Origin of the sequence: Dielma fastidiosa (genome assembly GCF_000313565.1) — a bacterium.
Classification (GTDB): domain Bacteria; phylum Bacillota_I; class Bacilli_A; order Erysipelotrichales; family Erysipelotrichaceae; genus Dielma; species Dielma fastidiosa.
On sequence record NZ_HE578927.1, the window covers coordinates 165,235 to 186,156 of the forward strand.

The 20,922-nt window shown below is 40.4% G+C and carries 22 protein-coding genes; 6 read left to right on the forward strand and 16 right to left on the reverse strand.

The window, feature by feature from the left end; all coding sequences use genetic code 11:
- Positions 1 to 55: 55 nt before the first annotated feature.
- Together DAHG_RS10655 and DAHG_RS21880 are read right to left on the reverse strand one after the other, a co-directional pair.
- Entirely contained in the window at positions 56 to 856 is an 801-nt protein-coding gene (locus DAHG_RS10655; RefSeq protein WP_022938340.1) for a MurR/RpiR family transcriptional regulator, read from the reverse strand.
- Positions 857 to 925: 69 nt separating this feature from the next.
- Positions 926 to 1,792, reverse strand: coding sequence for a prepilin-type N-terminal cleavage/methylation domain-containing protein (locus DAHG_RS21880; RefSeq protein WP_022938341.1), 867 nt, complete (start codon positions 1,790 to 1,792; stop codon positions 926 to 928).
- A 247-nt stretch (positions 1,793 to 2,039) separates the two neighbouring features.
- On the opposite strand from DAHG_RS21880, the gene pgeF reads away from it, so the two are divergent.
- A complete protein-coding gene (gene pgeF / locus DAHG_RS10665; RefSeq protein WP_022938342.1) occupies positions 2,040 to 2,816 on the forward strand; it encodes a peptidoglycan editing factor PgeF in 777 nt (258 codons plus the stop codon).
- Positions 2,817 to 3,314 carry a flavin reductase family protein gene (locus DAHG_RS10670; RefSeq protein ID WP_022938343.1) on the forward strand — a complete coding sequence of 166 codons (498 nt, stop codon included), beginning with the start codon at positions 2,817 to 2,819 and terminating at the stop codon, positions 3,312 to 3,314. It abuts the gene before it with no gap.
- A gap of 174 nt (positions 3,315 to 3,488) precedes the next feature.
- Here the strand turns inward: DAHG_RS10670 and deoD are convergent, their stop codons facing one another.
- Positions 3,489 to 4,199: a purine-nucleoside phosphorylase gene (gene deoD, locus DAHG_RS10675; RefSeq protein WP_022938344.1), complete on the reverse strand. Its 711-nt coding sequence runs from the start codon at positions 4,197 to 4,199 to the stop codon at positions 3,489 to 3,491.
- A gap of 121 nt (positions 4,200 to 4,320) precedes the next feature.
- Here deoD and pepF point away from each other — a divergent pair, with 121 nt between their 5' ends.
- Together pepF and DAHG_RS19375 are read left to right on the forward strand one after the other, a co-directional pair.
- On the forward strand, positions 4,321 to 6,087 hold the full coding sequence (gene pepF / locus DAHG_RS10680) for an oligoendopeptidase F (RefSeq protein ID WP_022938345.1): 1,767 nt from the start codon (positions 4,321 to 4,323) through the stop codon (positions 6,085 to 6,087).
- Complete coding sequence (locus DAHG_RS19375) at positions 6,084 to 6,521, forward strand: HD domain-containing protein (protein ID WP_022938346.1); 438 nt, start codon at positions 6,084 to 6,086, stop codon at positions 6,519 to 6,521. The genes pepF and DAHG_RS19375 overlap by 4 nt, the downstream gene beginning before the upstream one ends.
- A 256-nt stretch (positions 6,522 to 6,777) precedes the next feature.
- Here DAHG_RS19375 and DAHG_RS10690 read toward each other — a convergent pair whose 3' ends face one another.
- From DAHG_RS10690 to DAHG_RS10725, 8 genes are all read right to left on the reverse strand, one after another.
- Complete coding sequence (locus DAHG_RS10690; RefSeq protein ID WP_022938347.1) at positions 6,778 to 7,539, reverse strand: EFR1 family ferrodoxin; 762 nt, start codon at positions 7,537 to 7,539, stop codon at positions 6,778 to 6,780.
- Positions 7,539 to 7,910, reverse strand: a complete 372-nt coding sequence (locus DAHG_RS10695; protein WP_022938348.1) for an ArsR/SmtB family transcription factor — start codon at positions 7,908 to 7,910, stop codon at positions 7,539 to 7,541. The genes DAHG_RS10690 and DAHG_RS10695 overlap by 1 nt, the downstream gene beginning before the upstream one ends.
- Positions 7,911 to 7,920: 10 nt before the next feature.
- On the reverse strand, positions 7,921 to 8,688 hold the full coding sequence (locus DAHG_RS10700; protein WP_022938349.1) for a nitroreductase family protein: 768 nt from the start codon (positions 8,686 to 8,688) through the stop codon (positions 7,921 to 7,923).
- A gap of 136 nt (positions 8,689 to 8,824) precedes the next feature.
- Complete coding sequence (locus DAHG_RS10705; protein WP_022938350.1) at positions 8,825 to 9,967, reverse strand: ATP-binding protein; 1,143 nt, start codon at positions 9,965 to 9,967, stop codon at positions 8,825 to 8,827.
- Between the two features lie 45 nt (positions 9,968 to 10,012).
- Positions 10,013 to 11,548, reverse strand: coding sequence for a UDP-N-acetylmuramoyl-tripeptide--D-alanyl-D-alanine ligase (locus tag DAHG_RS19380; protein WP_022938351.1), 1,536 nt, complete (start codon positions 11,546 to 11,548; stop codon positions 10,013 to 10,015).
- Positions 11,545 to 12,246: an alpha/beta fold hydrolase gene (locus DAHG_RS10715; protein ID WP_022938352.1), complete on the reverse strand. Its 702-nt coding sequence runs from the start codon at positions 12,244 to 12,246 to the stop codon at positions 11,545 to 11,547. The genes DAHG_RS19380 and DAHG_RS10715 overlap by 4 nt, the downstream gene beginning before the upstream one ends.
- Before the next feature lie 52 nt (positions 12,247 to 12,298).
- A complete protein-coding gene (locus tag DAHG_RS10720) occupies positions 12,299 to 13,645 on the reverse strand; it encodes a HAMP domain-containing sensor histidine kinase (protein ID WP_022938353.1) in 1,347 nt (448 codons plus the stop codon).
- Positions 13,645 to 14,304, reverse strand: a complete 660-nt coding sequence (locus DAHG_RS10725; RefSeq protein WP_022938354.1) for a response regulator transcription factor — start codon at positions 14,302 to 14,304, stop codon at positions 13,645 to 13,647. Before DAHG_RS10725 ends, DAHG_RS10720 begins: the two co-directional genes overlap by 1 nt.
- 201 nt (positions 14,305 to 14,505) lie before the next feature.
- Here DAHG_RS10725 and DAHG_RS10730 point away from each other — a divergent pair, with 201 nt between their 5' ends.
- Both DAHG_RS10730 and DAHG_RS10735 read left to right on the forward strand, forming a co-directional pair.
- Entirely contained in the window at positions 14,506 to 14,826 is a 321-nt protein-coding gene (locus DAHG_RS10730) for a type II toxin-antitoxin system Phd/YefM family antitoxin (protein ID WP_022938355.1), read from the forward strand.
- Positions 14,823 to 15,152 carry a type II toxin-antitoxin system RelE family toxin gene (locus tag DAHG_RS10735; RefSeq protein ID WP_022938356.1) on the forward strand — a complete coding sequence of 110 codons (330 nt, stop codon included), beginning with the start codon at positions 14,823 to 14,825 and terminating at the stop codon, positions 15,150 to 15,152. Before DAHG_RS10730 ends, DAHG_RS10735 begins: the two co-directional genes overlap by 4 nt.
- A 317-nt stretch (positions 15,153 to 15,469) precedes the next feature.
- Here the strand turns inward: DAHG_RS10735 and glmM are convergent, their stop codons facing one another.
- From glmM to DAHG_RS10760, 5 genes are all read right to left on the reverse strand, one after another.
- Complete coding sequence (glmM, locus tag DAHG_RS10740; protein WP_022938357.1) at positions 15,470 to 16,807, reverse strand: phosphoglucosamine mutase; 1,338 nt, start codon at positions 16,805 to 16,807, stop codon at positions 15,470 to 15,472.
- 23 nt (positions 16,808 to 16,830) lie between these two features.
- Entirely contained in the window at positions 16,831 to 18,213 is a 1,383-nt protein-coding gene (locus tag DAHG_RS10745) for a CdaR family protein (protein ID WP_022938358.1), read from the reverse strand.
- Between the two features lie 2 nt (positions 18,214 to 18,215).
- The gene (gene cdaA, locus DAHG_RS10750; protein WP_022938359.1) at positions 18,216 to 19,268 is read right to left on the reverse strand and encodes a diadenylate cyclase CdaA; all 1,053 of its coding nucleotides are present in this window, start codon (positions 19,266 to 19,268) and stop codon (positions 18,216 to 18,218) included.
- Between the two features lie 58 nt (positions 19,269 to 19,326).
- Complete coding sequence (locus tag DAHG_RS10755) at positions 19,327 to 20,088, reverse strand: HAD-IIB family hydrolase (protein WP_022938360.1); 762 nt, start codon at positions 20,086 to 20,088, stop codon at positions 19,327 to 19,329.
- A 105-nt stretch (positions 20,089 to 20,193) separates the two neighbouring features.
- Positions 20,194 to 20,487 carry a hypothetical protein gene (locus tag DAHG_RS10760; protein WP_022938361.1) on the reverse strand — a complete coding sequence of 98 codons (294 nt, stop codon included), beginning with the start codon at positions 20,485 to 20,487 and terminating at the stop codon, positions 20,194 to 20,196.
- Positions 20,488 to 20,922: the final 435 nt, after the last annotated feature.

Sequence of the window (20,922 nt, forward strand, 5' to 3'; positions counted from 1 at the left end):
GGGTTCAATTTCTGCACCATGAAAGAAAAAAGCATCTGCATAAAGCAGACACTCATTATTTTGTATTCTTGATGATCGTACCATAACGCCGCACATAGGTACTATATAGATTATCAAACACATATTCCATACCATACTTACTATAGACTGATTTCACATTCGAATAATCATTGGCGCTTAAGTGGTATACCTTATCATAAGGTACTTCAAGCTCACTGATCCTAGCCGTCGTCATCAATGCCTTATACGCCTTGAGCTGAGTAATTACAGGCATCACCGCTCTGGCAAAATTACCGGTAGCTGATACCGTCATAACATAATCATTCTCACCTAATGAAAGCAGAAAATCTATATCCATATTAGTATCAGTCATAACTCGAACAAGCTTACCGCTTAAAATCAGAGGTCTTTGAAATTCCATCAAAAACAAAATACTCGAATAAGAAGAAAGGAATACAACATTTTCACTGTCATGAATCCGTTCTACAATACGATCCACCTCTGATGTATCCATACGTTGATTCAGTTCATTTACCATCTTAGCTAACTCGCCAGCCAGCCATTCCCGATAATTATCTCGATCTGTAAGCTTCATAAAATAATTATACTGATAATCAAATTCTCTGAATTCATCCTTAAGATCCTTAAAATTATCATAACCGATTTGTTGACAGAAACGGCGTACACTGCTTCTTGATACATAACAGTCAGCCGCTACCTCATGGATATTCAGCTTGCTTAATTCGGTATAATGCTCAAGAAAATACTTGGCAAGCACATAATCCGGATCATCTGTCTTATTCTGATTAACTATTGAAAACAATGAATAAACTAAATCTAAGCGATTTATCTGCATGTGTATCACCTGCAGTTATCATAGCATAAGTAAGAAGCTATACACAATACAGCAATTTCACAATTGTCCTTATGGCATAACTATCTGACCAGTAATAACCATATCCTGTGGATTTGATACTTCACTCCAACCATACTCTTGCATCTTTTCTTTTACCTGATCAAATGACTTATCTGAAACACTGAATGATTTTTTACCCGTCCACCACTTACCAGTGTTTGAATCATAAATATAATTAGTATTCCAGTTACCATTACCATTCGGGGAAGCATAAATAATGATATCACCGCTTGAATTACTGCGATGTGAATCGATATAAGGTTGAACATATAAAGTTTGGCCATTCACTTGTAAAGTCGGCCATGAGCCACCATTTATATATTGTAAATAATTTCGTAATTCATCATTGTTATTCAGGACATAGCTTTGAAACATTCCTATATTTTTTGCCGTACCACCAGCTTTCTCTACACTCTCCTTATATAACTCATAATACTTTTTAAACTCATCAGAAGTGACATCCATATCTCTCACATTTTGATTAAAATGTATCATCTGATTCAGAATCTGAGTCGGTATTTTGCCTAATACATTCGAATGCTCCGAGCATACTACCTGAAAGACGGATTGTCCGGCTTCCTCACCTGTATTAATGATATAATAAATACCACCAGATGGGCACTTAGGCGCGGTGCTGAAATCATCAAATTCATTATTCATAACTTTATCAAGAAAATCACGTTCTTCATCTTTCTCCTGCTTTGCCATCTGAAAATGATAGGCCCGCTGAATTGATGTCATATTACTTTCACAGACAGACTGTTTCGCATCTTTTGCATATCCCATAAAGGAAGGTACAAGAAAAAGTGCCAAAATACCAAGAATGGCGATAACTACAATCAATTCTATAAGTGTAAATCCTTTCCTGTTTTTCATATTTGCCTCCCCAAAAGCATACCTATCTATTATATATGTTTAATATATTATACTACAAAATAATTTATTAGCGAATGGCAATTTAACGCAAGAATCTTGATTTACAAGAATTAATCGAATTCAGCTTCTGTAACTCAGATCATCAAAGATGAAAAAAGTGTCATTGATTTGAAAAAACAGTCAAAATGCATTATACTAACTTAAAGATCATATACTCTAAATGATCGCAAATGAAAGAAGGGAATCTATGAAAAAATATATCTTATGGAAAAATGATGGCATGCTTGCTGCCGGTACAACGTTAAGAGTTGCTGAACAGCCCGAGAATTTTAATATGGCTCTCCATGTAGGAGGCGATAAAGAAAATATATTAAAAAACCGCAATAAATTCTGTGAAGATTTCAACATCAGTTTGAATCAGTGTGTATTTGCTCAGCAAACACATTCAGATCATCTAATCAAAGTTACCAACGTTGACAGCGGTAAAGGCAGTAATGACGATGCGAGCGCAATTCCTGATTGTGACGCGCTTTATACAAAAGAAAAAGGAATTATGCTTGGTGTCTTCCATGCTGACTGCGTACCAGTGCTGATTTACGATCCAATTCAGGAGCTAATTTGCGCAATCCATGCTGGCTGGCAAGGTACCGTTAAAGAAATCACTGGCAAAGCGATTAATTACCTAAAAGAGAATGAAGGTGTTGATCCATCTCAATTACTGGTTTATATCGGACCGGCAATCTGTCAGGATAATTTTGAAGTTGGTGAAGAGGTTGTAGAATTGATCAAGAACATGAGCTTTGATACTTCAGCCTTTGTTTATCAAAACACGGAAACTAAGAAAGCTTATGTCGATAATAAAGGCTTGAACCGTGAACAGTGTATTCTTGCCGGTGTACCTTACACGAATATCTCGGTTGATAAAAACTGTACTTATTCGAATCAGGAAAACTTCTTCTCCTATCGACGGGATAAGAACTGCGGACGGCATATGAGCTTTATCATGATGAAAGAAGGAAAATAAATGAAAGAAATCAAACCTGTTGAGATTAAGGAAAATCTAATTGATTTAATTAAAAATCAGTGGATGCTGGTTACTGCCGGTAATGCAGAAGCCTGCAACACTATGACTGCCAGCTGGGGTTTTGCCGGATATATCTGGAATCGCCCGGTTGCTGTTACTGTTGTGCGTCCACAGCGCTATACGTATCAGTTTATGGAAAAAGAAGATACCTTCTCACTCTGTTTTTTTGATGAAGAATACAGAGATGTGCTGAAGCTTTGCGGCAGTAAATCAGGACGCGACATTGATAAAATCAAAGCAAGCGGACTGAGTGTCAATTATACTGAGGCAGCGCCTTACTTCGAAGAAGCCAAGCTTGTGCTGATTTGCCGTAAGATTGCCGTTTCAGATATTGATTCTTCCCAATTTCTTGATGCTGACATTGATAAGAATTATCCAAACAAGGATTATCATCGCAGCTATACTGGGGAAATTCTCAAGGTTTTAGAAAAAGCTTAAATTTAATCAATTTAATAAAAGGAAGTTTTAAGTCATTGAATCAATCAGTGAAATTAAAGCTTCCTTTTTTATTCTTCTGCCTCTACTTAAAAAGTTGCATAACTATTAATATTACCCTTATAAAAATAAAAAAAGACAAAGCCTTATTCGATTTTGTCTTTCTCATCTAAACGTTTAGTCAGCCATTTCCAACGCAATCTTCATCATATTAGTAAATGAAGTTTCACGTTCTTCAGCGGTTGTTACCTGGTGCGTAATTAATGAATCAGAAATAGTCAGCAGACAAGCGGCATTCTTGCCTAAAACCTTCGCATTGTGGAACAGCGCGAAGCTTTCCATTTCTACACAAACACAGCCATGTTCATTGTAGAACTCTGCCGGACCCGCAACATTATCTTCATGATAGAAAACATCACTTGAATGAATTCTGGCTTTGATTACTGGAATATTTAATTCTTCTGCTGCTTTTTCAAGACGCGCGTTCAGTTCTTCACTTGGATATGCGATATCTGAATCATAACCATTCTGTGCCTTCGCAAAATTTGATTCACTCCAGCTGCTTTCAACCAAAATTGTATCAAACAGATTCAGCTTATCTGTATAAGCACCTGCTGATCCAATACGGATAATATTTTCTACGCCATAGAATTTATACAGCTCATAGCTGTAAATACCGATTGAAGGCATACCCATACCGCTGCCCATAACGGATATCTTTCTGCCCTTATAAGTACCGGTATAACCAAACATGTTGCGCACGGTATTAAACTGCACAGCGTCCTCTAAAAATGTTTCCGCGATATATTTTGCACGGAGCGGATCTCCTGGCATTAACACGGTTTTCGCAATACTTCCTACTTCTGCTCTATTATGTGGTGTTGACATAACAAATCCTCCTTCTATGCTATTTATTATAACATACAGCCGCTCCTTCTTTGCAATAATTTTTATTAAAGCTTGCCTATCGAACACTTAAAAGCTACAATGAATAGGACGAGGTGAAACTATGAAAAGAGAAGAGGTACTTTCACAGTACAAATGGGACCTTTCATCACTTTTTCCTAATCAGGATGCCTTTGATGAAAATATCCGTCGATGCGAGGAATTACTGACAGCCTTAAAACAGATGGAAGGGTCAATCTGTAAGGATTGTGAAAGCTTTATCGCTTATATGGAAACCAGTGAAGCATTCGGCTCCTGTTTGGACAATGCATATGTCTATGCGAAAATGTGCTGTGATGTGGAACCGGAAAAGGCTTTGAATCAGCAGAATCTTGCGAAAGCCGAGCTATTGCTAAATACTCAGCAAAGCGAGCTGGCTTTTGTTGATCTGGAACTGATCCGCCATAAAGAGATTGTAGACGAATATTTGAAGCAGCCGGCCTGCAAGGATTTCCGTTATCCGATTTCCTGTGTGTGGAAAACGATTCCGCATCGATTGGATGAAGCCGGTGAGAAAATGCTTGCCGATATGCAGGACATCTGTGACAATGCCCAGCGTACCTATCAGTCATGGCGGGTAACGTTTAAGGATGTCATGGTTGACGGCAAACCGCAGTTTCTTAATGGTGCGACACTGCGCGAATTTCTGCGTAACCCTGACGCACAGGTACGAAAAGATGCCTATACCAATTATTTCAGTGAATATAAGCGGTTAAGCGCGCCGATGTCGAATCTATTGATTGGCCATGCCAAGGGTCAGGTCTTTAACGCACATACCAGACATTTTAATTCTGCGTTAGAAGCCAGTCTGTTTGAGGATGATGCTGATAAGAAGCTGTTTGATAAGGTATGCATTATGGCGAATGAAAAGTATATCAGCGGCTTCCATGCCTATAATGCCTTAAAAAAAGAATTGCTGGAACTTGATGAGCTGCACTATTATGACTTAAATGTACCGCTGGTTAAGAATGCGGAGATTCACTATACCATTGAGGAATGCTTTGCTATATTGGATGAAGCATTAAAACCATTGGGCGATGATTATCTGAGCAAACTGCATCAGGCCAGAGACAATCAATGGATTGATTTCATGACTCATGAGGGAAAACGGCCGGGCGCTTATTCATGGGGAACGTATACATCAAACGCCTATGTGATGATGAATTTTACCGGCGGTTATGATTCACTCAGTACACTGGCTCATGAGCTAGGTCATTCAATGCATTCTACCTATTCCAATGAGAACAACCGCAGTATGCTGGCCGGATATCGGATCTTTGTCGCTGAGGTTGCGTCCACCGTGAATGAGATTCTGCTGAACCGTTATCTGTTAAGCACCAGTGACAATGATGAATATAAAGCTTATATTCTATACAATCTCCTAGAACAGCTGGTTGGCACCTTATACCGTCAGCCGATGTTTGCTCAGTTTGAAGCGCAGCTGCATGAGAAGATTGAAAAAGGTGAAGCTGTTTCAAATCAGACATGTATGGATCTGTTCCTCAGACTCAGCAAGGAAAACTATGGCCCTGAGGTGCTTCTTGATGAAACGATTCATGGTGCCGGCTGTTACTATGTACCGCATTTCTATTACAATTTCTATGTTTATAAATATACGCTTGGAATGTCGGTGGCATTGTCATTCGCACAAAAGATATTATCCGGCAATACATCTGACTATCTGTCCTTCTTAAAGATGGGCGGCAGTGAGAGTCCAATTGATGAACTGATTCATTCTGGCGTTGACCCTAATAATGATGAGGTATACAATGATGCATTTACCTTCTTTGCACAGACATTGGAGGAATTTAAGGAGCTGATGAAAAAATGAATCGTTATGAAGAAATAAAGAAAATCGCTGACCGTTACTATAACGGAATCGAAAATGATGAAAATAGAGCGCTCTGTTTTGAACACAGTCAGGCAGTTGCCGATTGTGCAAAAGAGATTGCTGAAAAAGAGAATTATAATCCGGAATTAGTTCAGATTGCCGGTTATCTGCATGATTGTGCTCAATATCTTGAACATGGTCATCATCATGCTTTCCGCTCAAGTGTCATGGCAAGAGATATGCTGGTATCTTCAGCTTTATTCTCAACGGAAGAGATTCATCGCATCATGAATTCAATTGCCCGCCATTCTGATAAAGACCGTGTTGACGGCATCTGTGATGAAATCTTAAAGAATGCCGATTTGTTGGCCAAAAAGCGATGCGGTGATGAGCTGAGTGACGCGGCGATGGAGAGAATTAAGAATTATTTATAAGAATAAGAAAATGATCTTTCATTAAATTATTTTAGAAAATTATGTTATCATCAAAGATAACAAAATATTTTAAATGAATCAGATCGTTTTAAAGATATTATTTTAATTATTGATGATAATAAGACATGTATAAAAAATGACCATGCTTGAGATTATTGAAACTCTGACATGGTCATTTTCTGTATATGCCTGCTTAAAATTTTCTTTCTGACTTTACTTGTTTCTGTGAATGCCTCACTTGCATGGATGTCTTATTCTATTGATCCATTAATTTTTTTGGGCATGTATAACGGTTTAAGCCTTCAGTATGCTTGCCATATTCAATAGCTTCAACTGGACAGCGGCAGATACAGGCCATACAGTGTGTGCAGTCCTTCCCCCATTGCGGTTTGCCGTTCACTAGCCGAATATTATTCAGCAGGCAAACATTTACACATTGACCGCAGCTCACACAATCAGCCTTTGCATAAAACTTATCCGCCTTTACCATCAAAGAGTAAAATAATGGATTTATTATCTGACTGCACACTTTACCCTTGAAGCTGATTGGCTGTGCCGGGATGCTGCTGCCATTTTTAATCCACTCCGCAATCCTAGCCAGCAACGCGTCAGCCGCTTCAATAATTTTCAATGCTTCCTGTTGATTCGGTGCTGAATAAAGCGCAATATAATTCTCCGGCATAATAACCTCCGCGCAGCCTTGAAATTGATAACCCTGATCAGCGCATAAACGTTTCAGATTCGCTTCAGCATTGCCAATCGCGCCGCCGCAGGTCAGCACAAAATATACTTTTTTACTGCCATTTAATTTAGTTTTGTGCAAGTATTCCTCAACAATGCGCGGAATCCGCCAGGCATAGGTCGGTGCCACGATAACCCATGGTTTTTGAGAGGTCAGCTCCCGCGTATCCTGAGAACGTATTTTGGTAAAGAGATTCAAGCATTCATCATCTGTCTTGGCTGCGATTTGCTGAGCCGCATACTCGCTGTTGCCAGTTCCTGAGAAATATAAAATCATTATTCATCATCCTTTCCTTGATTATCACTAATATGCAGAACACCCTCAACAATCAGCTTCATCAGCTCTGAAAGGCTCTGCCACTGAGTTTCATTTGCCTTAATGTAATAAAAATTCATTGTTCCCTCTTTCCGCATATTAACAATGCCGGCCTCTTTTAATATCTGCAGATGATGTGAAACCGAGGGACGTGTTAAATGTGTCTTTTTCGCAATCTCACCGACGCGGATACCATTCAAATCACTTTCCAAAAGGACAAGCAGAATCAGCTGTCTTGTTTCATCACCGATTGCAGTCAATGCTTTCCGATTGTTTTTAAACCCTTCTGTAATCATCATCAGCCGCGCCGCACAATCCATTTTTTCTGCCATTATAGCCCTCCTAGTAAATGTTTACTTTAAGCGATTCACGCCGTGGTGAACGCAGATATTTAACCTTTGGATAACCCAATACTAAAGTTACTACTGCTTGGCTGTGTTTTAAGCCCAGCCTTTTTCTTATCTTATGGGACATTTTTAAAACCATCGTGAAATAACCGCTGAATAAAACACCCAACCCATTTGCTTCCGCCACAAATTCCATATTCTGTGCCGCGAGGTGCGCGTTGATCGCATCATCAGCAGTGATAAGGATAACCTTCGGTGCCTTGAAAAAGAAAAAGTCATCACCGATTTCATTTTGTCTTGCCAGAGCGTTAAAGCAATTAATCAGCGGTTTTATTCTGCGCAGCAGCCGGACAGCGATCGCTTCTATTTCTTGCTTTTTCTGATCTAATACAATAAATGAAACATCCTGTGCATTCTTGCTGGTATGTGTCAGTCTGCCCGCTTCAAAAATCTGATCCATGACAGGCTCAGGAATATCTTGATCTTTAAACTGACGGATCGTTCTCCGGAAGCGGATAGCCGCCAATACTTGATCAGGATTCAAGCGCTTTGACGCAGTTTGATTGATAGGTTCATACTCATAGCCGCTGATTGTGATGGCCGCCTTTGGACAGACTGCCTCACAGTGTCCGCAGAAGATGCACTCAGCCGCGATGATCTGCGCTTTGCCGTCTACTAGTTTTATATTGTGTGCCGGACAGTCATTGATACAAAGTGAACAGCCAACACAGTTTTGATTAATCGTTATCTTATGCTGATTCATCCTAAACCCTCTTTCGTTAACTTACATTAACCATTATATCATTTACAACTGATTCTGCAGCATTCGTAAAGCAAGTCATTACCATCAATTAAACAAAAGAAAAGCCTATCTTTATCAAATAGGCTTGCTTTGCATTTTATTTCTTGATGCCGTCAAAGGCTGAATTTTTAAGCAGTGATGATTCAATAGTTGAAACAATTTTCTTAGCATTCCGCTCTTTGCGAAAAGCCAGATTGATACAGCGGTCAAGCAGCTCCTGACGGCTCATATCCTTAAACAGATAGGCGGCTAATGAACCGGGAATCGTGTTGATTTCATTAAGATACAAAGCTTTGGTTTCATTATCATACAGGAAATCGATGCGCACTACGCCGCTGCATTCACAAACCTTAAAAGCATTTCTGGCTGCTTCTTTGATCGCCTCACAGATTTCATCCTCAATACCAGCCGGCAGCCGGCGGCTGATGGATTCCATACCCTTGCTTGAACTGCCGCCATATTTATCCACATAGCTTAAGATCGTATCACTTTTGAATACTTCCTCAATCAATGACAGCTTTATATCATCATGATCGCCAAGCAGTCCAATATTAAATTCCCTGAAATCTGTAAACCGATGTTCAACAACCAGCTTGCTGTCAAAGGCAAAACATTCCAATGCGGTTGGCAGGAGCTGATCCTTATCATCACAGCAGAGAATGCCGATTGAACTGCCGCCGCTGACGGGTTTTATGATCCATGGGCCGCCGACTTGTTCAGCTTTTTCTATGAGTGTTTCAGGATGCAGAATACATTCACTGCGGGTAATCTCAAAGCCATCAACTAACGGTACCTGTACACTGTTTAGAACTCTTCGCATCATCGCTTTATCCTGAACGATGGCACAGGACAGCACACTGGATTCACAATATGGAACGCCTAATGTTTCTAAGAAGCCTTGAAACTTGCCATCTTCACCGCTTGCGCCATGCATGATTGGGAATACGACATCAAGGCGCTGTTTCACCCTGAATAAACGCCGGTATTTAAGAAATACCTCCTGTCCCTCCCGCACCCAGTCAACAACCTCAAGCAGCTTAGGAATATCCTCAAGCTTTTGATATGTGGCAGCTTCCATTGCTTTTCTGCCGGTGTAAAACTGCTGATCCTTTCCATAATAGATCGGTATAATCTCATATTTATTATGATCAAATGATTTCATGGCCTGCAAAGCGGAAATCACCGATACCTCATGCTCCACAGACTTTCCGCCGTATACGACACCAACCTGTATTTTCATCTTGCGCCTCCTCACACACTAGATTATGCAAAACACCCAGATTGGTTAATGAAGAAATGCATCAGGGATATCATTTTCAATCAGAATGGTATCATTTTCATGCATCATTGCCTTCACAACCTCAAGGGCACGGCGCATACTGTCCACATGCAGAATCTTTTCTTCTTCAATCCCAACGCTGATACAGCCTCTTTCCATATCCGGGGCATTGCGTCCAATCAGCACAATTAGGTCAATCCCCTTCATCTGTGTGCCGAACTGTTCACAGTAGAACGCCGTCTGTGCCCCCAGATCAATGAAACCCGGCGTAATGAGAATATGTCTGCCCGGCATCATCGCAAGCACCTCAAGGGCTTCCTTGGCACTGTCAGGATTAGAATTATATGCATTATCAATTAAACGGCCGCAGCCAAAGCTTTTCAGCTCTAAACGATGAGGAATCGGCGGCATTGTTTTAAGTGCCAGTTTCATTAATTCAAGATCAACACCAAGCTCATCGGCCATTGCCAGCGCCCCAACACAGTTTAAAATATTATGCATTCCTAACAGCTTAGTTTCAAAAGCTGTCCGCTTGTTCTCATGAAGCAGTTCAAAACGGCTGCCCGACGCGTCACAAAAAATATTTACTCCCTGATAATCTGCCGGCCGATTCACCCCATAGCTTATTATCTTAATTGGATTGTTGATCTGTGCGTTACGCAAATATTCATTATCAGTATTGATGAACACCGCCTTTTTCGCATGCTCAGCCAGCTGGAGCTTTTCATGAAGGATATTCTCCAATGACTTAAAGGTTGCCAGATGCTGCAAACCAACCGCGGTCACAATCCCATAATCAGGCTGTACAAAACGACACAGATCCTCAATCTCATGCACATGATCCGCTCCCATTTCACAGAGAAAAACCTCATCGGACAGCGTCAGCTTTTCCCGAATTGTACGGGTGATGCCCATTTCATTATTATAAGAAAGCGGTGTTGCGCAGCATGCGTATTTCATAGACAGCAGCTGATTTAAAATATTCTTCACACTGGTTTTACCATAACTGCCGGTAATGCCAATTTTGATACAGCTGCAGCCCGCCAGCTTCTCACTTGCCGCCTGCCGATACTGACGCCGAATCCTTTTCTCTAACGGTACCGACAGCAGGGCAGTCACAATAAAAAACAGTGAATGAAGACCAAACAAAGGAATCATCAGCACATAGATCGTGATCTTGCTCAGCTGAGTACAAAGCAAGACAAACAATGCGATCAATACCGCATATAAAGTAATCAGCCGTTTGATCCGCTGAGTATAAACTAAGGTTAATGGCTGTTTTTCTTCATTTTTACTAAACAGATATACATAGACACAAAGAAACAGCACAATCAATCCATCCGCTTCACTGACACTCATGATACTGAATATAAAAAACAGAAATAGAAATCCGTTCTGCAGCAAGTCATGCCAAAGCTTCTCACGCTTTAACGTATCGATATATCGGCCAAAATTATACCGATTCTGCTGATAGCTCTGGGCATCCCGCAAAAAATAACTGAAAGACAGATCAATCAGCAAGGCGGCAATCAGCAGCCTCATGAAAGGCACCACCCTTCAAGAAAAGCACTCACAATTGCGCAGAAACGGCCGCTTTGATGGTAATAAGCAAAATGATCCTCCTGTTCTAAAACAATCAAACACGCTTCAGGCATTAAAGCTTCCATCTTTTTTCCCATCCATAATGGTGTCTGATCATCACACTCACCCCAAATCAGCAAAACCGGTACCTTAATCTTTTCAAGAACCGGTGTCAGATCCTCATTGACAACCTGTACCAGCACCTTGCGCTGAAACACATCCGCATGCTGATAATCATAGCTTCCTTTAGGCTTAGGCAGCGGCAGCCAGCGGCTCAGCTTATGACAAGTCTGACGCCAGCGCTTCTGCCATGTCAGCGGCGGTTTAATACCGGCAGCTCCCGTTAAAATCATCGCGCTGACTGAATATTTCAACGCATAGCGGATCGCCAGACGGGCGCCAAAAGAATGCGCGATCAGAATTGGATCTGTTAATTCATGATCAAGAACAAACTGATGAAATGCTTCTACATAATCATCAAAGGTATCATAATTTTCAATAGCTTCACTCTCACCAAAGCCAAAAAGATCCAGTGAGGCTACTCGATAATGCTCTTTAAGCTTCTGCTGAAGCGGATTCATCATGGTACAATTCTGACCCCAGCCATGCAGCAGAATTACATTTCTTCCAGATCCAGCGATCTGATAATGGATATTCATAAAAAAACCCCTCCTGATTCAGTCTATGAATCAGTGAGAGGTATTAAAACTATCAGGCTTTAAATTTATTGATTCTAAAAATTACACCTTTGGTCATATTTTCACCAGAAACATTATAACCATTCGCTGTCGTTACCTTATAAACGATGGATAAACCAATACCAAACTGGCCGCCCTGTCCCTTTTCAAAAGGTTTAAATAAAGAAGCGATGCGGCTCTCTGACATACAAGGGCCATCATTGGAAATACTCAGCTCATCTTCATTCAGTTTAATTTTTACCTGCGTCTGCGCGTAACGCAAAGAATTCTCCAATAGATTCTCCACTGTAATACGCCATGGCTCCTTGGAACCATTAAAATAAACCTCTTTCAGATCAGCCTTGATTTCAATATCCGGTTTTACTGCCTTCATAGCCAGCAGAACCTCCTCAATAACTTCCTTCATATTGGTACGCTTTTCACCGGTATTCTGTGACACAAGATATTCAACACGATTCAGATAAAGCAAGGAATGCACCTTACGCTCTAAACGATTCGCATTATCAATAATAACATCGACACTCTTTTCAAGCGTATCATATGGATAAATACCATCCTTAATTGATTCACCATAAGATTTAATCGTAGCTATCGGCGTCTTAAGATCATGAGAAATATTATGAATCATTTCCTCCTTGGTCTTCTCTTGACGCTTCAGCTCCTGACGCATGCTGACTAACGCATCCGCCAGTTCACCAATTTCATCATTACGATTTACCTTCAGCTCAGCATCCTCACCCAGCTTAATCTTTTCAATGTAATTACGAATCTGATTCAATGGATGAATCAGATAACCCATCCAAATCATCAGCACAATAAAGAACACGCCAACCGCGATTACCGTAATATTGATTACACTGCTTAACAGCGTATCCCGATACATTGTTCGGTATTCCTTGGTAACCAAAGATACCACCGCAAAATTAGGACTGGCAATATTAATCGCATAATAACCGCCGTCATAAGTATAATGGCCGACCTCAACACCGTCCTCCATCTGCTTCAGCAGCTGCTTGCCGATGGTCAGCGTCAGCGAGCGGTTGTTGTTTAACGTTTCCGAGGCAGAAGAATAATTGCCTTTATCGGTATAGAAGATATGAATCATCATCGTATCTTTCTGCGTGTCTTCTAATTGAAGGGTGATGATCTTATCCTCATCAACCCCCATCTTATATAGATTGACGATAATCGATTGATTGCGGTCAATGATATTAAACATTTGATCTCGGATAAAATCATCAACATTTCCGGTCAGAAAGATAAAGAAAAAGGAAGAGAAAAAAGCGATGAAAAAGAATATCAGAACAAACAGCTGCTGGGATAATGATAAATTCTTGACCCACGCATTCAGCTTTTTCATTATCCTAAACGATAGCCATAGCCATAAATCGTATGAATATTCAGCTTAGGCAGCTTCTTTCTAAGTCTACGCAGCGTATCATCAACAACACGGTCTGAGCCAAAATAATTATCCTCCCAAACCAGTTCCAAAATTTTCTCTCGGGAGAACGCTGTTCCTTTGTTGCGGATAAACATCATCAGCAAATCAAATTCTTTTGTTGTCAGATCGATTTCTTCATTATTATCAAATACCTTGCGCTGTTCCTCATCCAGTTCATAGCTGTCAATCTGAATACGCGTATTCTCACTCTTATACGTCCGCTTAATAATGTTGTTTACCCGCAGCACAAGCTCCTTAGGTGAAAATGGTTTCGTGATGTAATCATCACTGCCCTTTTCTAAACCAATGATGCGGTCAAACTCTTTATCGCGTGCGGACATGAAAATAACCGGAACATCACGGCCCTGCAGGCGAATCTCTTCAATCAGATCAAAACCGGATTTATCATCCAGCATAATATCCAGAATCCATAGATGAACATCATCATCCACCGTATGAATGCTGGCCTGTTCATAAGTATAATAGGAACGCACTTCATAGCCTTCTTTTTCAAGATAGCGTTTTACCAGTTCATTTAAGTCTTTTTCATCTTCAACTACACAGATTACTTTTTTCATAAATACCACCTCTTCTACCACTTATTGTATCAAAATTTGAGAAAATTAAAAGGACTTGTTTAAAGTCCCTTCGATTTAACAAAATTTACGATTTTATTCACACATTTGGATAGTCAGCATTCAAACAGCAGTATTTATATCAGCATATTTATTGATTTTTATGCTGTCATTGCGTATAATATAAGTAATGAGGTGATGATTATGAATATTCGAAGTGCAATTGAAAACACAATTTCTATTTCTCAGTTTAACCGTGGACTGGCTGGGAAAATCTTTGATGAAGTAAAACGCCATGGCGCTAAGGTTGTTATGAAAAACAACTCTCCTGAATGTGTCCTTATTTCACCTGAAGAATATATCCATCTTCTGGATGAAGTAAGTGATGCAAGGCTCTTAACCGTTGCTACACAGCGTATGTCCACATTCAATCCCTCCGCCGTTATCTCCCAGGAACAGGTAGATCAGGAATTTGGATTCAGCCCTTCTGACTTTGAAGAAACGGATGACATTGAATTTGAATGAGCTGGAATGTCAAATACCTTCCTGAAGCCCTTGAAGACCTCCGCAAACTGGATGGCAGCCAGAAAATTCTGATTCGAAAAGCAATTCAGAAAGTCTGCAAAAATCCTTTGCCGGAAAACGAAGGCGGCTATGGAAAACCCCTGGGAAACAAAAATAGAACTAATCTTTCCGGCTTCCTAAAAATCAAACTCCGAGGTGCTGGTCTGCGTATGGTCTACCAGCTCATCCGGCATAACGATGATCTGTTGATTGTTGTAATTGGCGCGCGGGAAGATGATGAAGTCTATGAAGTCGCACAAAATCGCATAACGAAACATGATTTGTAAAAGAAACGGCAAAACTCCTGCCGTTTCTTTTCTTTGTTTAAGCTAATATTCTGTCGAATGATATCATCCCTATCTCCTCCACTCATATACTTCTCTATTTATCACCCCAGGTGTTAATCCATTTATTATAGCTAAGCAATTAAGGTATAGGGTAGACATTGCCAACAGCCAATATAGACATATTGAAGACTCAACCTAAAATGGCTGCAAAATGAATGTAATAATTTACGGACAAGAAAAGTACGATTTTAAACAAACCGTACTTTATTCGTTTCAATTAATAATATATGATAACAAAAATATTCCTATAAATTGTATTATAAGGTATTGTTAGAACTTCTTATCGTGTCTACGATTTGATAAACGTACTCTTCACACAATTCATGAGTCTTGGCTTCAACCATGACACGGACTAACGGTTCAGTACCGCTTGGCCGAACCAAAATCCGTCCTTCATCGCCAAGCTTTGCTTCCACAGCCGCAATTTCCGCAAGAATTTTGGGATCATGCAGAGCCTTTTCCTTATCCTTTACCGGCACATTAACTAAAAGCTGCGGATAAATAAACAGCTCTTCACCTAAAGTCTTTAAGCTTAGCCCGGTTTCCTTCATGATTTTCAGCAGCTGCAAGGCGGTAAATAAACCATCTCCAGTTGTTTCATATTCATTAAAGATGATATGGCCGCTTTGTTCACCGCCAATCGTATAACCATTAGCTTCCATACTTTCATAAACATATTTATCACCAACAGCCGTTTGAACGCTGTGAATGCCGCACTTCTCAAAAGCTTTATATAAACCGAGATTCGCCATGACTGTCGTCACCACAACATCGTCCTTCAACAGTCCTTTAGCCTTTAATGCCTTACCAACAATATAAAGCGTATAATCACCATTAATCAGATTGCCATCTTCATCAACGGCAATTAAACGATCCGCATCACCGTCAAAAGCAAAGCCAGCATCATAATGTCCCTTGCGCATCAGTTCCTGAAGTTCCTCGGGATGCGTTGATCCGCAATGTGTATTAATATTAACACCGTTAGGTTCACTGTGAATCACTTCAAGCTTCGCGCCTAACTCACGCAGTGTTTCCACCGCTGTTGCTACCGCGCTGCCATTTGCCAGATCCAATGCGATATTCATGCCTGATAAATCGCAGGCCGTTTCCCTTAACCATGAAATATACAGCTGCAGCGCGTCATGATAATCGATGATGCGGCCGATTGCTTCATTAATCGCATAAGGCAGTTCATCTTCACCCGTAAAGGTTGCCTCAATGGCTTCCTCAACGGCCGGGTCCATTTTTTTACCAGCCGGTGAAAACAGCTTAATGCCATTATCATAATAAGGGTTATGAGAAGCTGAAACCATGATACCGCAGCTGAAATGCTCCTTCTGAATCAGATAAGATACGCTGGGTGTCGGGCATACACCCAACAGATACACATCAGCGCCGCTCGCCGCAGCTCCAGCCGCTAAGCCCGATTCAAACATTGAACTGGACAAACGGGTATCTTTGCCAATCAGTATGCGCGCATGACCGCTTTGCCCATAATAGGCACCCAGATAACGGCCAATCTTAATTGCCTTATCCAGTGTCAGCGTATCATTAGCGCGTCCGCGTATGCCATCTGTACCAAAATATTTTCCCATAGTAGCTCCTGTCTTTTTAATTTTTATTTTGTGACATTGATCTTGATCGTCTGCTTATCTAAGGTATAAGTTGCCAGCTTATTACCGCCGCTGACATGCAGAGGCAATTCAATCGTACCGGTCTGCGTTACATCCGCTAAATCGATATAAACTGAAATCGCGCTGCCATCCTCAGTATCAAGAACTTCCTGAGCACCGCTGACGGTCACATTCACTGTCTGCGGTTCATTTTCATCAAGTGTCAATTTGTAATTCTGAGTATTATTCTTCCATTGAATTGGAATATCCTCAATCACTTTCTCAACCTTATCCGCTAATTCAATAGTAATGCTGACAACCGAAACGCTCTTCTTACGCACACCGCTTGGCAGATTAATTGGCATTGAAAGAACCTGCGGTGATGAAGTAAAGCTGCTTACCGGTACTTGAATATCAATACCGTTGATCTGATCAAGCACCTCCTGCGGTCCATAAATCGTCACAGCCTGATGATCCAAGCTATACCGTGAGATTGCCTTGTTGTTTGGAACCTCACCAATCGGCACAATGCTGATTGGCACATCCTTTTCAGGACGGGTAACCTTAACCGTAGTTTTGATCTTATCCGGAACAATATCAACATCCATACGATTTCCCTGCTGATCATAAGCTACTAACGGTGCCTCAACAGTGAAATCACCAGTTACATTCGATACATCAATTAAAGCTTTTACGATTGATATCGAGCGAATCGTCGCGTCACTGGCACGTACCAGCACAGAATCCTTTTCAAATTCAGGCTCAGAGAGAGCATACACTGAATCCATATCCTTCGTATTAATAAAATCATAACCAATTTGGAATTCCTGAGACTGCTTCTTGCTGATTGTAATTACCGCGCTTGATGGATTTACCACAGCGGTAATACGGCTGGAAATATTCGCAACCTTTAAATCAACCTGATGCGTCCCTTCACCTAAACCATTCAAATCAGCCACAACCTTCTGCGTTGCCTGACTGTCTGCCATTTGAATATCTGACAGATCACCCATCAGATAAACCGTTACTGATTCAGGTAAACCGGTTACCTCATAAACCGCTGAATTGACCTCGGCGGTTACCGGCTGATCCGTATAGGTGTTCGTATAAGCCGGCTGTCTGCTGATTGACAAAGAATCCGTGGAATTGGTAGCCACATAGAGGATGATTGCTAAAATCAAAGCAACCTCCTTGGCATAACGCTGATTAAACAAAATCTTATCAAACCAAGCGCTTACCCAACGGAAAGCCTTTGCGAAAGTATTTTCGATACTTGCATAGGAACGGGCAATTTTCTGACTTTGCTGAGCAATCGTTTTAGCCAGCTCAACTTTATTTTCATTAATCTTCTTTTCTTCCTGCTCTTTTTTCTTCTTAGGTCTAGCCATGACTACTCACCTCCTTCAGTTTCTGAATCTGATTGATCATATACGATCTCTTCAGCAACTTCCTGAGTTTCTTCTAATTCTTCAGCCGCTTCCACTGGCTTTTCAGCCTCTTCAGCCTTGACTTCTTCCTCAGCCTTACGCTTACCAAACTTCTTCACTGATTTCTTCATCAAATGTGCTGTGATTTTTGGGCCCTTATGCTCTTCAGCCTCTACACCGTCACTGAATTCAATTTCATCATCATAATCCTTTTTGATTTGATTATCCTTCTGAATCTCATTTTCTGTGTGACAGATTACCATCATCAGATATTCACGCAATGAATCAACGCTCATCACATGCAGCTTGCCGCCCTCCGCAATCGAAATCGTACCGGTTTCCTCTGAAACCACGATTGATATAGAATCAGTAATTTCACTGATACCGATTGCCGCGCGGTGACGGGCACCGTATGAAGATGGAAAATCAAAGGTTGTAGGCGGAAAATAAGCACTGGCACAGGCAATCTTATCGCCCTGAATGATAACCGCACCATCGTGCAGCGGTGTACCCGGAACAAAGATCGAACATAATAATTCACTGGTCACGATGGAATTCATCTTCGTACCTGTTTTGATATAATCAGATAATGAATGACTTTGCTCCAGCGAAATTAAAGCACCTGTCTGGGTAGCACTCAATTCACCGGCTGCCTTCACTAACTCATCAACCAGATTTTCACGTTCGTTAACCGTTAAGGTTGAAATACGAGAAAAAACATTCGTCTTTCCTAGCTTTTCAAGCACATTGCGGATCTCTGGCTGGAACAGAATAATCAAAGCCAGCGGCCCCCATGCAATAAACATCGCTGCCAAACTTTCAATGGTCGGCAGTTTGAAAACCTTGGCAAAAGCCTGTACGATAATAACAAAAATAATGCCCTTAAAAATCTGAATCGTTCTTGAATTATTACGAACGATCTTCAGTCCATAGTATATGACAACCCATACGCACATGATATCAATAATGGCACGTATTATCTGAGTAATATTCGTTGTGGTGATATAGTTGAACATGACAAAACTCCTTTCACTTTTTTAATTATAGCATAAATTTATTGTATCTGACTATTTTTTAAAGCTCATCATCAACAACATCAGCAACTTCATCAATCACCTTAAAAGCCATTGACTGAAGTTCCTGCGGTGAGTCATGAAAGGTATAGCCTTTATAAGCCTGAAGCATGGAACAGTCATTAAACTGATCACCGACACAGATAACAGATACCGGCTCTAATTTGCTATCAATAAGCATTTTATTTATACCCTCAGCTTTGGAAATCCCCTTAGGCACAATATCCACACAATACAGATTAGGAAATGCTTCCACATAACCACTAAAGCGCTCATTGATGGCTTTCGCATACTCATGATTGATTTCATTATCTTCAACGGAGATTACAATCTGCGCGATTTGTCCCTCCGCTATTAAATCAGCTTCACTGCGCATCACATCCTGATTGCCATATTTCAGATCCTCTGCTGATGCTTTTAATACGGTGCGGCTGCGGCTGATGCCATTATTGAGGACATAGGATATACAATTCAGTGAACGAATGTAGTCAATAATTTCAAGAGCCGCGTTGAAATCGATCTTTGTAACTGATAGTACATTCCCATTGCCATCCGCTTGAACACCGCCGTTATTGGTTATCAGAAAATCAATAGCCAGCTCATTTTTAATGATTTCCTTTTGGATACTCTCTAATGAGCGGCCGGTAACGATACCAAACAGATTTCCCTGCTTGCGCCAGTTTATTAATGCTTCCTTATTTCTTTGTGAAACGGTATCACCTCTGCGTAACGTACCGTCATAATCTGCTGCCAGTAATTTCATTCTTAACTCCTTTGTTAGTTTATGAACCATCTATAAAATCATACACATGAACATTATATCGGCTCCATTAAAAATTGCAACCAAAATAAAAGCCACGGCTGTGGCTTAGTTAACTTCTGAATATTTTCTGCGTTCTGGGCTTAAGTTATCTACATAATAACGAAGTGTTAAAGCTGAACCACACATGTTCTTTGTCTTAGGAGCAGCCAGAATAATATCCCCTTCTAAGAGAGCTTCAAGCATTGCCTTGCAGCATGTAGTCATATTTTTAACACCTGGTTCCAATTCTTCCATTAAATCTTTGGCATTGCATTCTATATACAGCCATTGTTTGTTATGAGCTTCTTCTTTTTTAGCCTGTAGTTTTTCAATATAATCAGCAATCGTGAATTTATCCATGATTTCTCCTCCAATCCATAAATAAATAGGATATACATATTGTAGCATATTTTCATTTCTTTACAATAAATGAAACTGCTTTCATTGAATAAATCGCTAATTTTTTCACTTTTTATGCTTCAATTAAGCGATATAGCCTATGTTTTGTCGAATTTTGGCTGAAATCATCGGCTTTTTATAAACTTTTTTGAAATCCAAATTTTGCCAAAAAAAAGAAATGAAGCTGATCATTTCTTTTTAATCTTGGAGGATAAAACCATTTTTCTCTTCTCCTTAATCTCTCGGCCTTCCCAAACCTTAAGACAGTTACCATTTTTCTCTCTCTTTTTAGATATAACGTGATTCCAGTAAGCTCCTCCATAAGACTTTTCTCAACCACTACTATAGAATACGATGTGCCTAATTCTTTTTCGGGGGCAGATGCAAATTTTTTTT

What these genes read in the sequence shown, in the direction of transcription:
- DAHG_RS10695 (WP_022938348.1), bottom strand. Translation starts at nt 7,910, where the DNA reads ATGGCAGAAAAAATGGATTGTGCGGCGCGGCTGATGATGATTACAGAA.
- DAHG_RS10700 (WP_022938349.1), bottom strand. Translation starts at nt 8,688, where the DNA reads ATGAATCAGCATAAGATAACGATTAATCAAAACTGTGTTGGCTGTTCA.
- DAHG_RS10755 (WP_022938360.1), bottom strand. Translation starts at nt 20,088, where the DNA reads ATGAAATTACTGGCAGCAGATTATGACGGTACGTTACGCAGAGGTGAT.
- DAHG_RS19375 (WP_022938346.1), top strand. Translation starts at nt 6,084, where the DNA reads ATGAATCGTTATGAAGAAATAAAGAAAATCGCTGACCGTTACTATAAC.
- DAHG_RS10670 (WP_022938343.1), top strand. Translation starts at nt 2,817, where the DNA reads ATGAAAGAAATCAAACCTGTTGAGATTAAGGAAAATCTAATTGATTTA.
- DAHG_RS10720 (WP_022938353.1), bottom strand. Translation starts at nt 13,645, where the DNA reads ATGAAAAAGCTGAATGCGTGGGTCAAGAATTTATCATTATCCCAGCAG.
- DAHG_RS10705 (WP_022938350.1), bottom strand. Translation starts at nt 9,967, where the DNA reads ATGAAAATACAGGTTGGTGTCGTATACGGCGGAAAGTCTGTGGAGCAT.
- pgeF (WP_022938342.1), top strand. Translation starts at nt 2,040, where the DNA reads ATGAAAAAATATATCTTATGGAAAAATGATGGCATGCTTGCTGCCGGT.
- DAHG_RS10715 (WP_022938352.1), bottom strand. Translation starts at nt 12,246, where the DNA reads ATGAATATCCATTATCAGATCGCTGGATCTGGAAGAAATGTAATTCTG.
- DAHG_RS10735 (WP_022938356.1), top strand. Translation starts at nt 14,823, where the DNA reads ATGAGCTGGAATGTCAAATACCTTCCTGAAGCCCTTGAAGACCTCCGC.
- cdaA (WP_022938359.1), bottom strand. Translation starts at nt 19,268, where the DNA reads ATGTTCAACTATATCACCACAACGAATATTACTCAGATAATACGTGCC.
- deoD (WP_022938344.1), bottom strand. Translation starts at nt 4,199, where the DNA reads ATGTCAACACCACATAATAGAGCAGAAGTAGGAAGTATTGCGAAAACC.
- pepF (WP_022938345.1), top strand. Translation starts at nt 4,321, where the DNA reads ATGAAAAGAGAAGAGGTACTTTCACAGTACAAATGGGACCTTTCATCA.
- DAHG_RS10725 (WP_022938354.1), bottom strand. Translation starts at nt 14,304, where the DNA reads ATGAAAAAAGTAATCTGTGTAGTTGAAGATGAAAAAGACTTAAATGAA.
- DAHG_RS10745 (WP_022938358.1), bottom strand. Translation starts at nt 18,213, where the DNA reads ATGGCTAGACCTAAGAAGAAAAAAGAGCAGGAAGAAAAGAAGATTAAT.
- DAHG_RS21880 (WP_022938341.1), bottom strand. Translation starts at nt 1,792, where the DNA reads ATGAAAAACAGGAAAGGATTTACACTTATAGAATTGATTGTAGTTATC.
- DAHG_RS10760 (WP_022938361.1), bottom strand. Translation starts at nt 20,487, where the DNA reads ATGGATAAATTCACGATTGCTGATTATATTGAAAAACTACAGGCTAAA.
- DAHG_RS10655 (WP_022938340.1), bottom strand. Translation starts at nt 856, where the DNA reads ATGCAGATAAATCGCTTAGATTTAGTTTATTCATTGTTTTCAATAGTT.
- DAHG_RS10730 (WP_022938355.1), top strand. Translation starts at nt 14,506, where the DNA reads ATGAATATTCGAAGTGCAATTGAAAACACAATTTCTATTTCTCAGTTT.
- DAHG_RS19380 (WP_022938351.1), bottom strand. Translation starts at nt 11,548, where the DNA reads ATGAGGCTGCTGATTGCCGCCTTGCTGATTGATCTGTCTTTCAGTTAT.
- glmM (WP_022938357.1), bottom strand. Translation starts at nt 16,807, where the DNA reads ATGGGAAAATATTTTGGTACAGATGGCATACGCGGACGCGCTAATGAT.
- DAHG_RS10690 (WP_022938347.1), bottom strand. Translation starts at nt 7,539, where the DNA reads ATGATTTTATATTTCTCAGGAACTGGCAACAGCGAGTATGCGGCTCAG.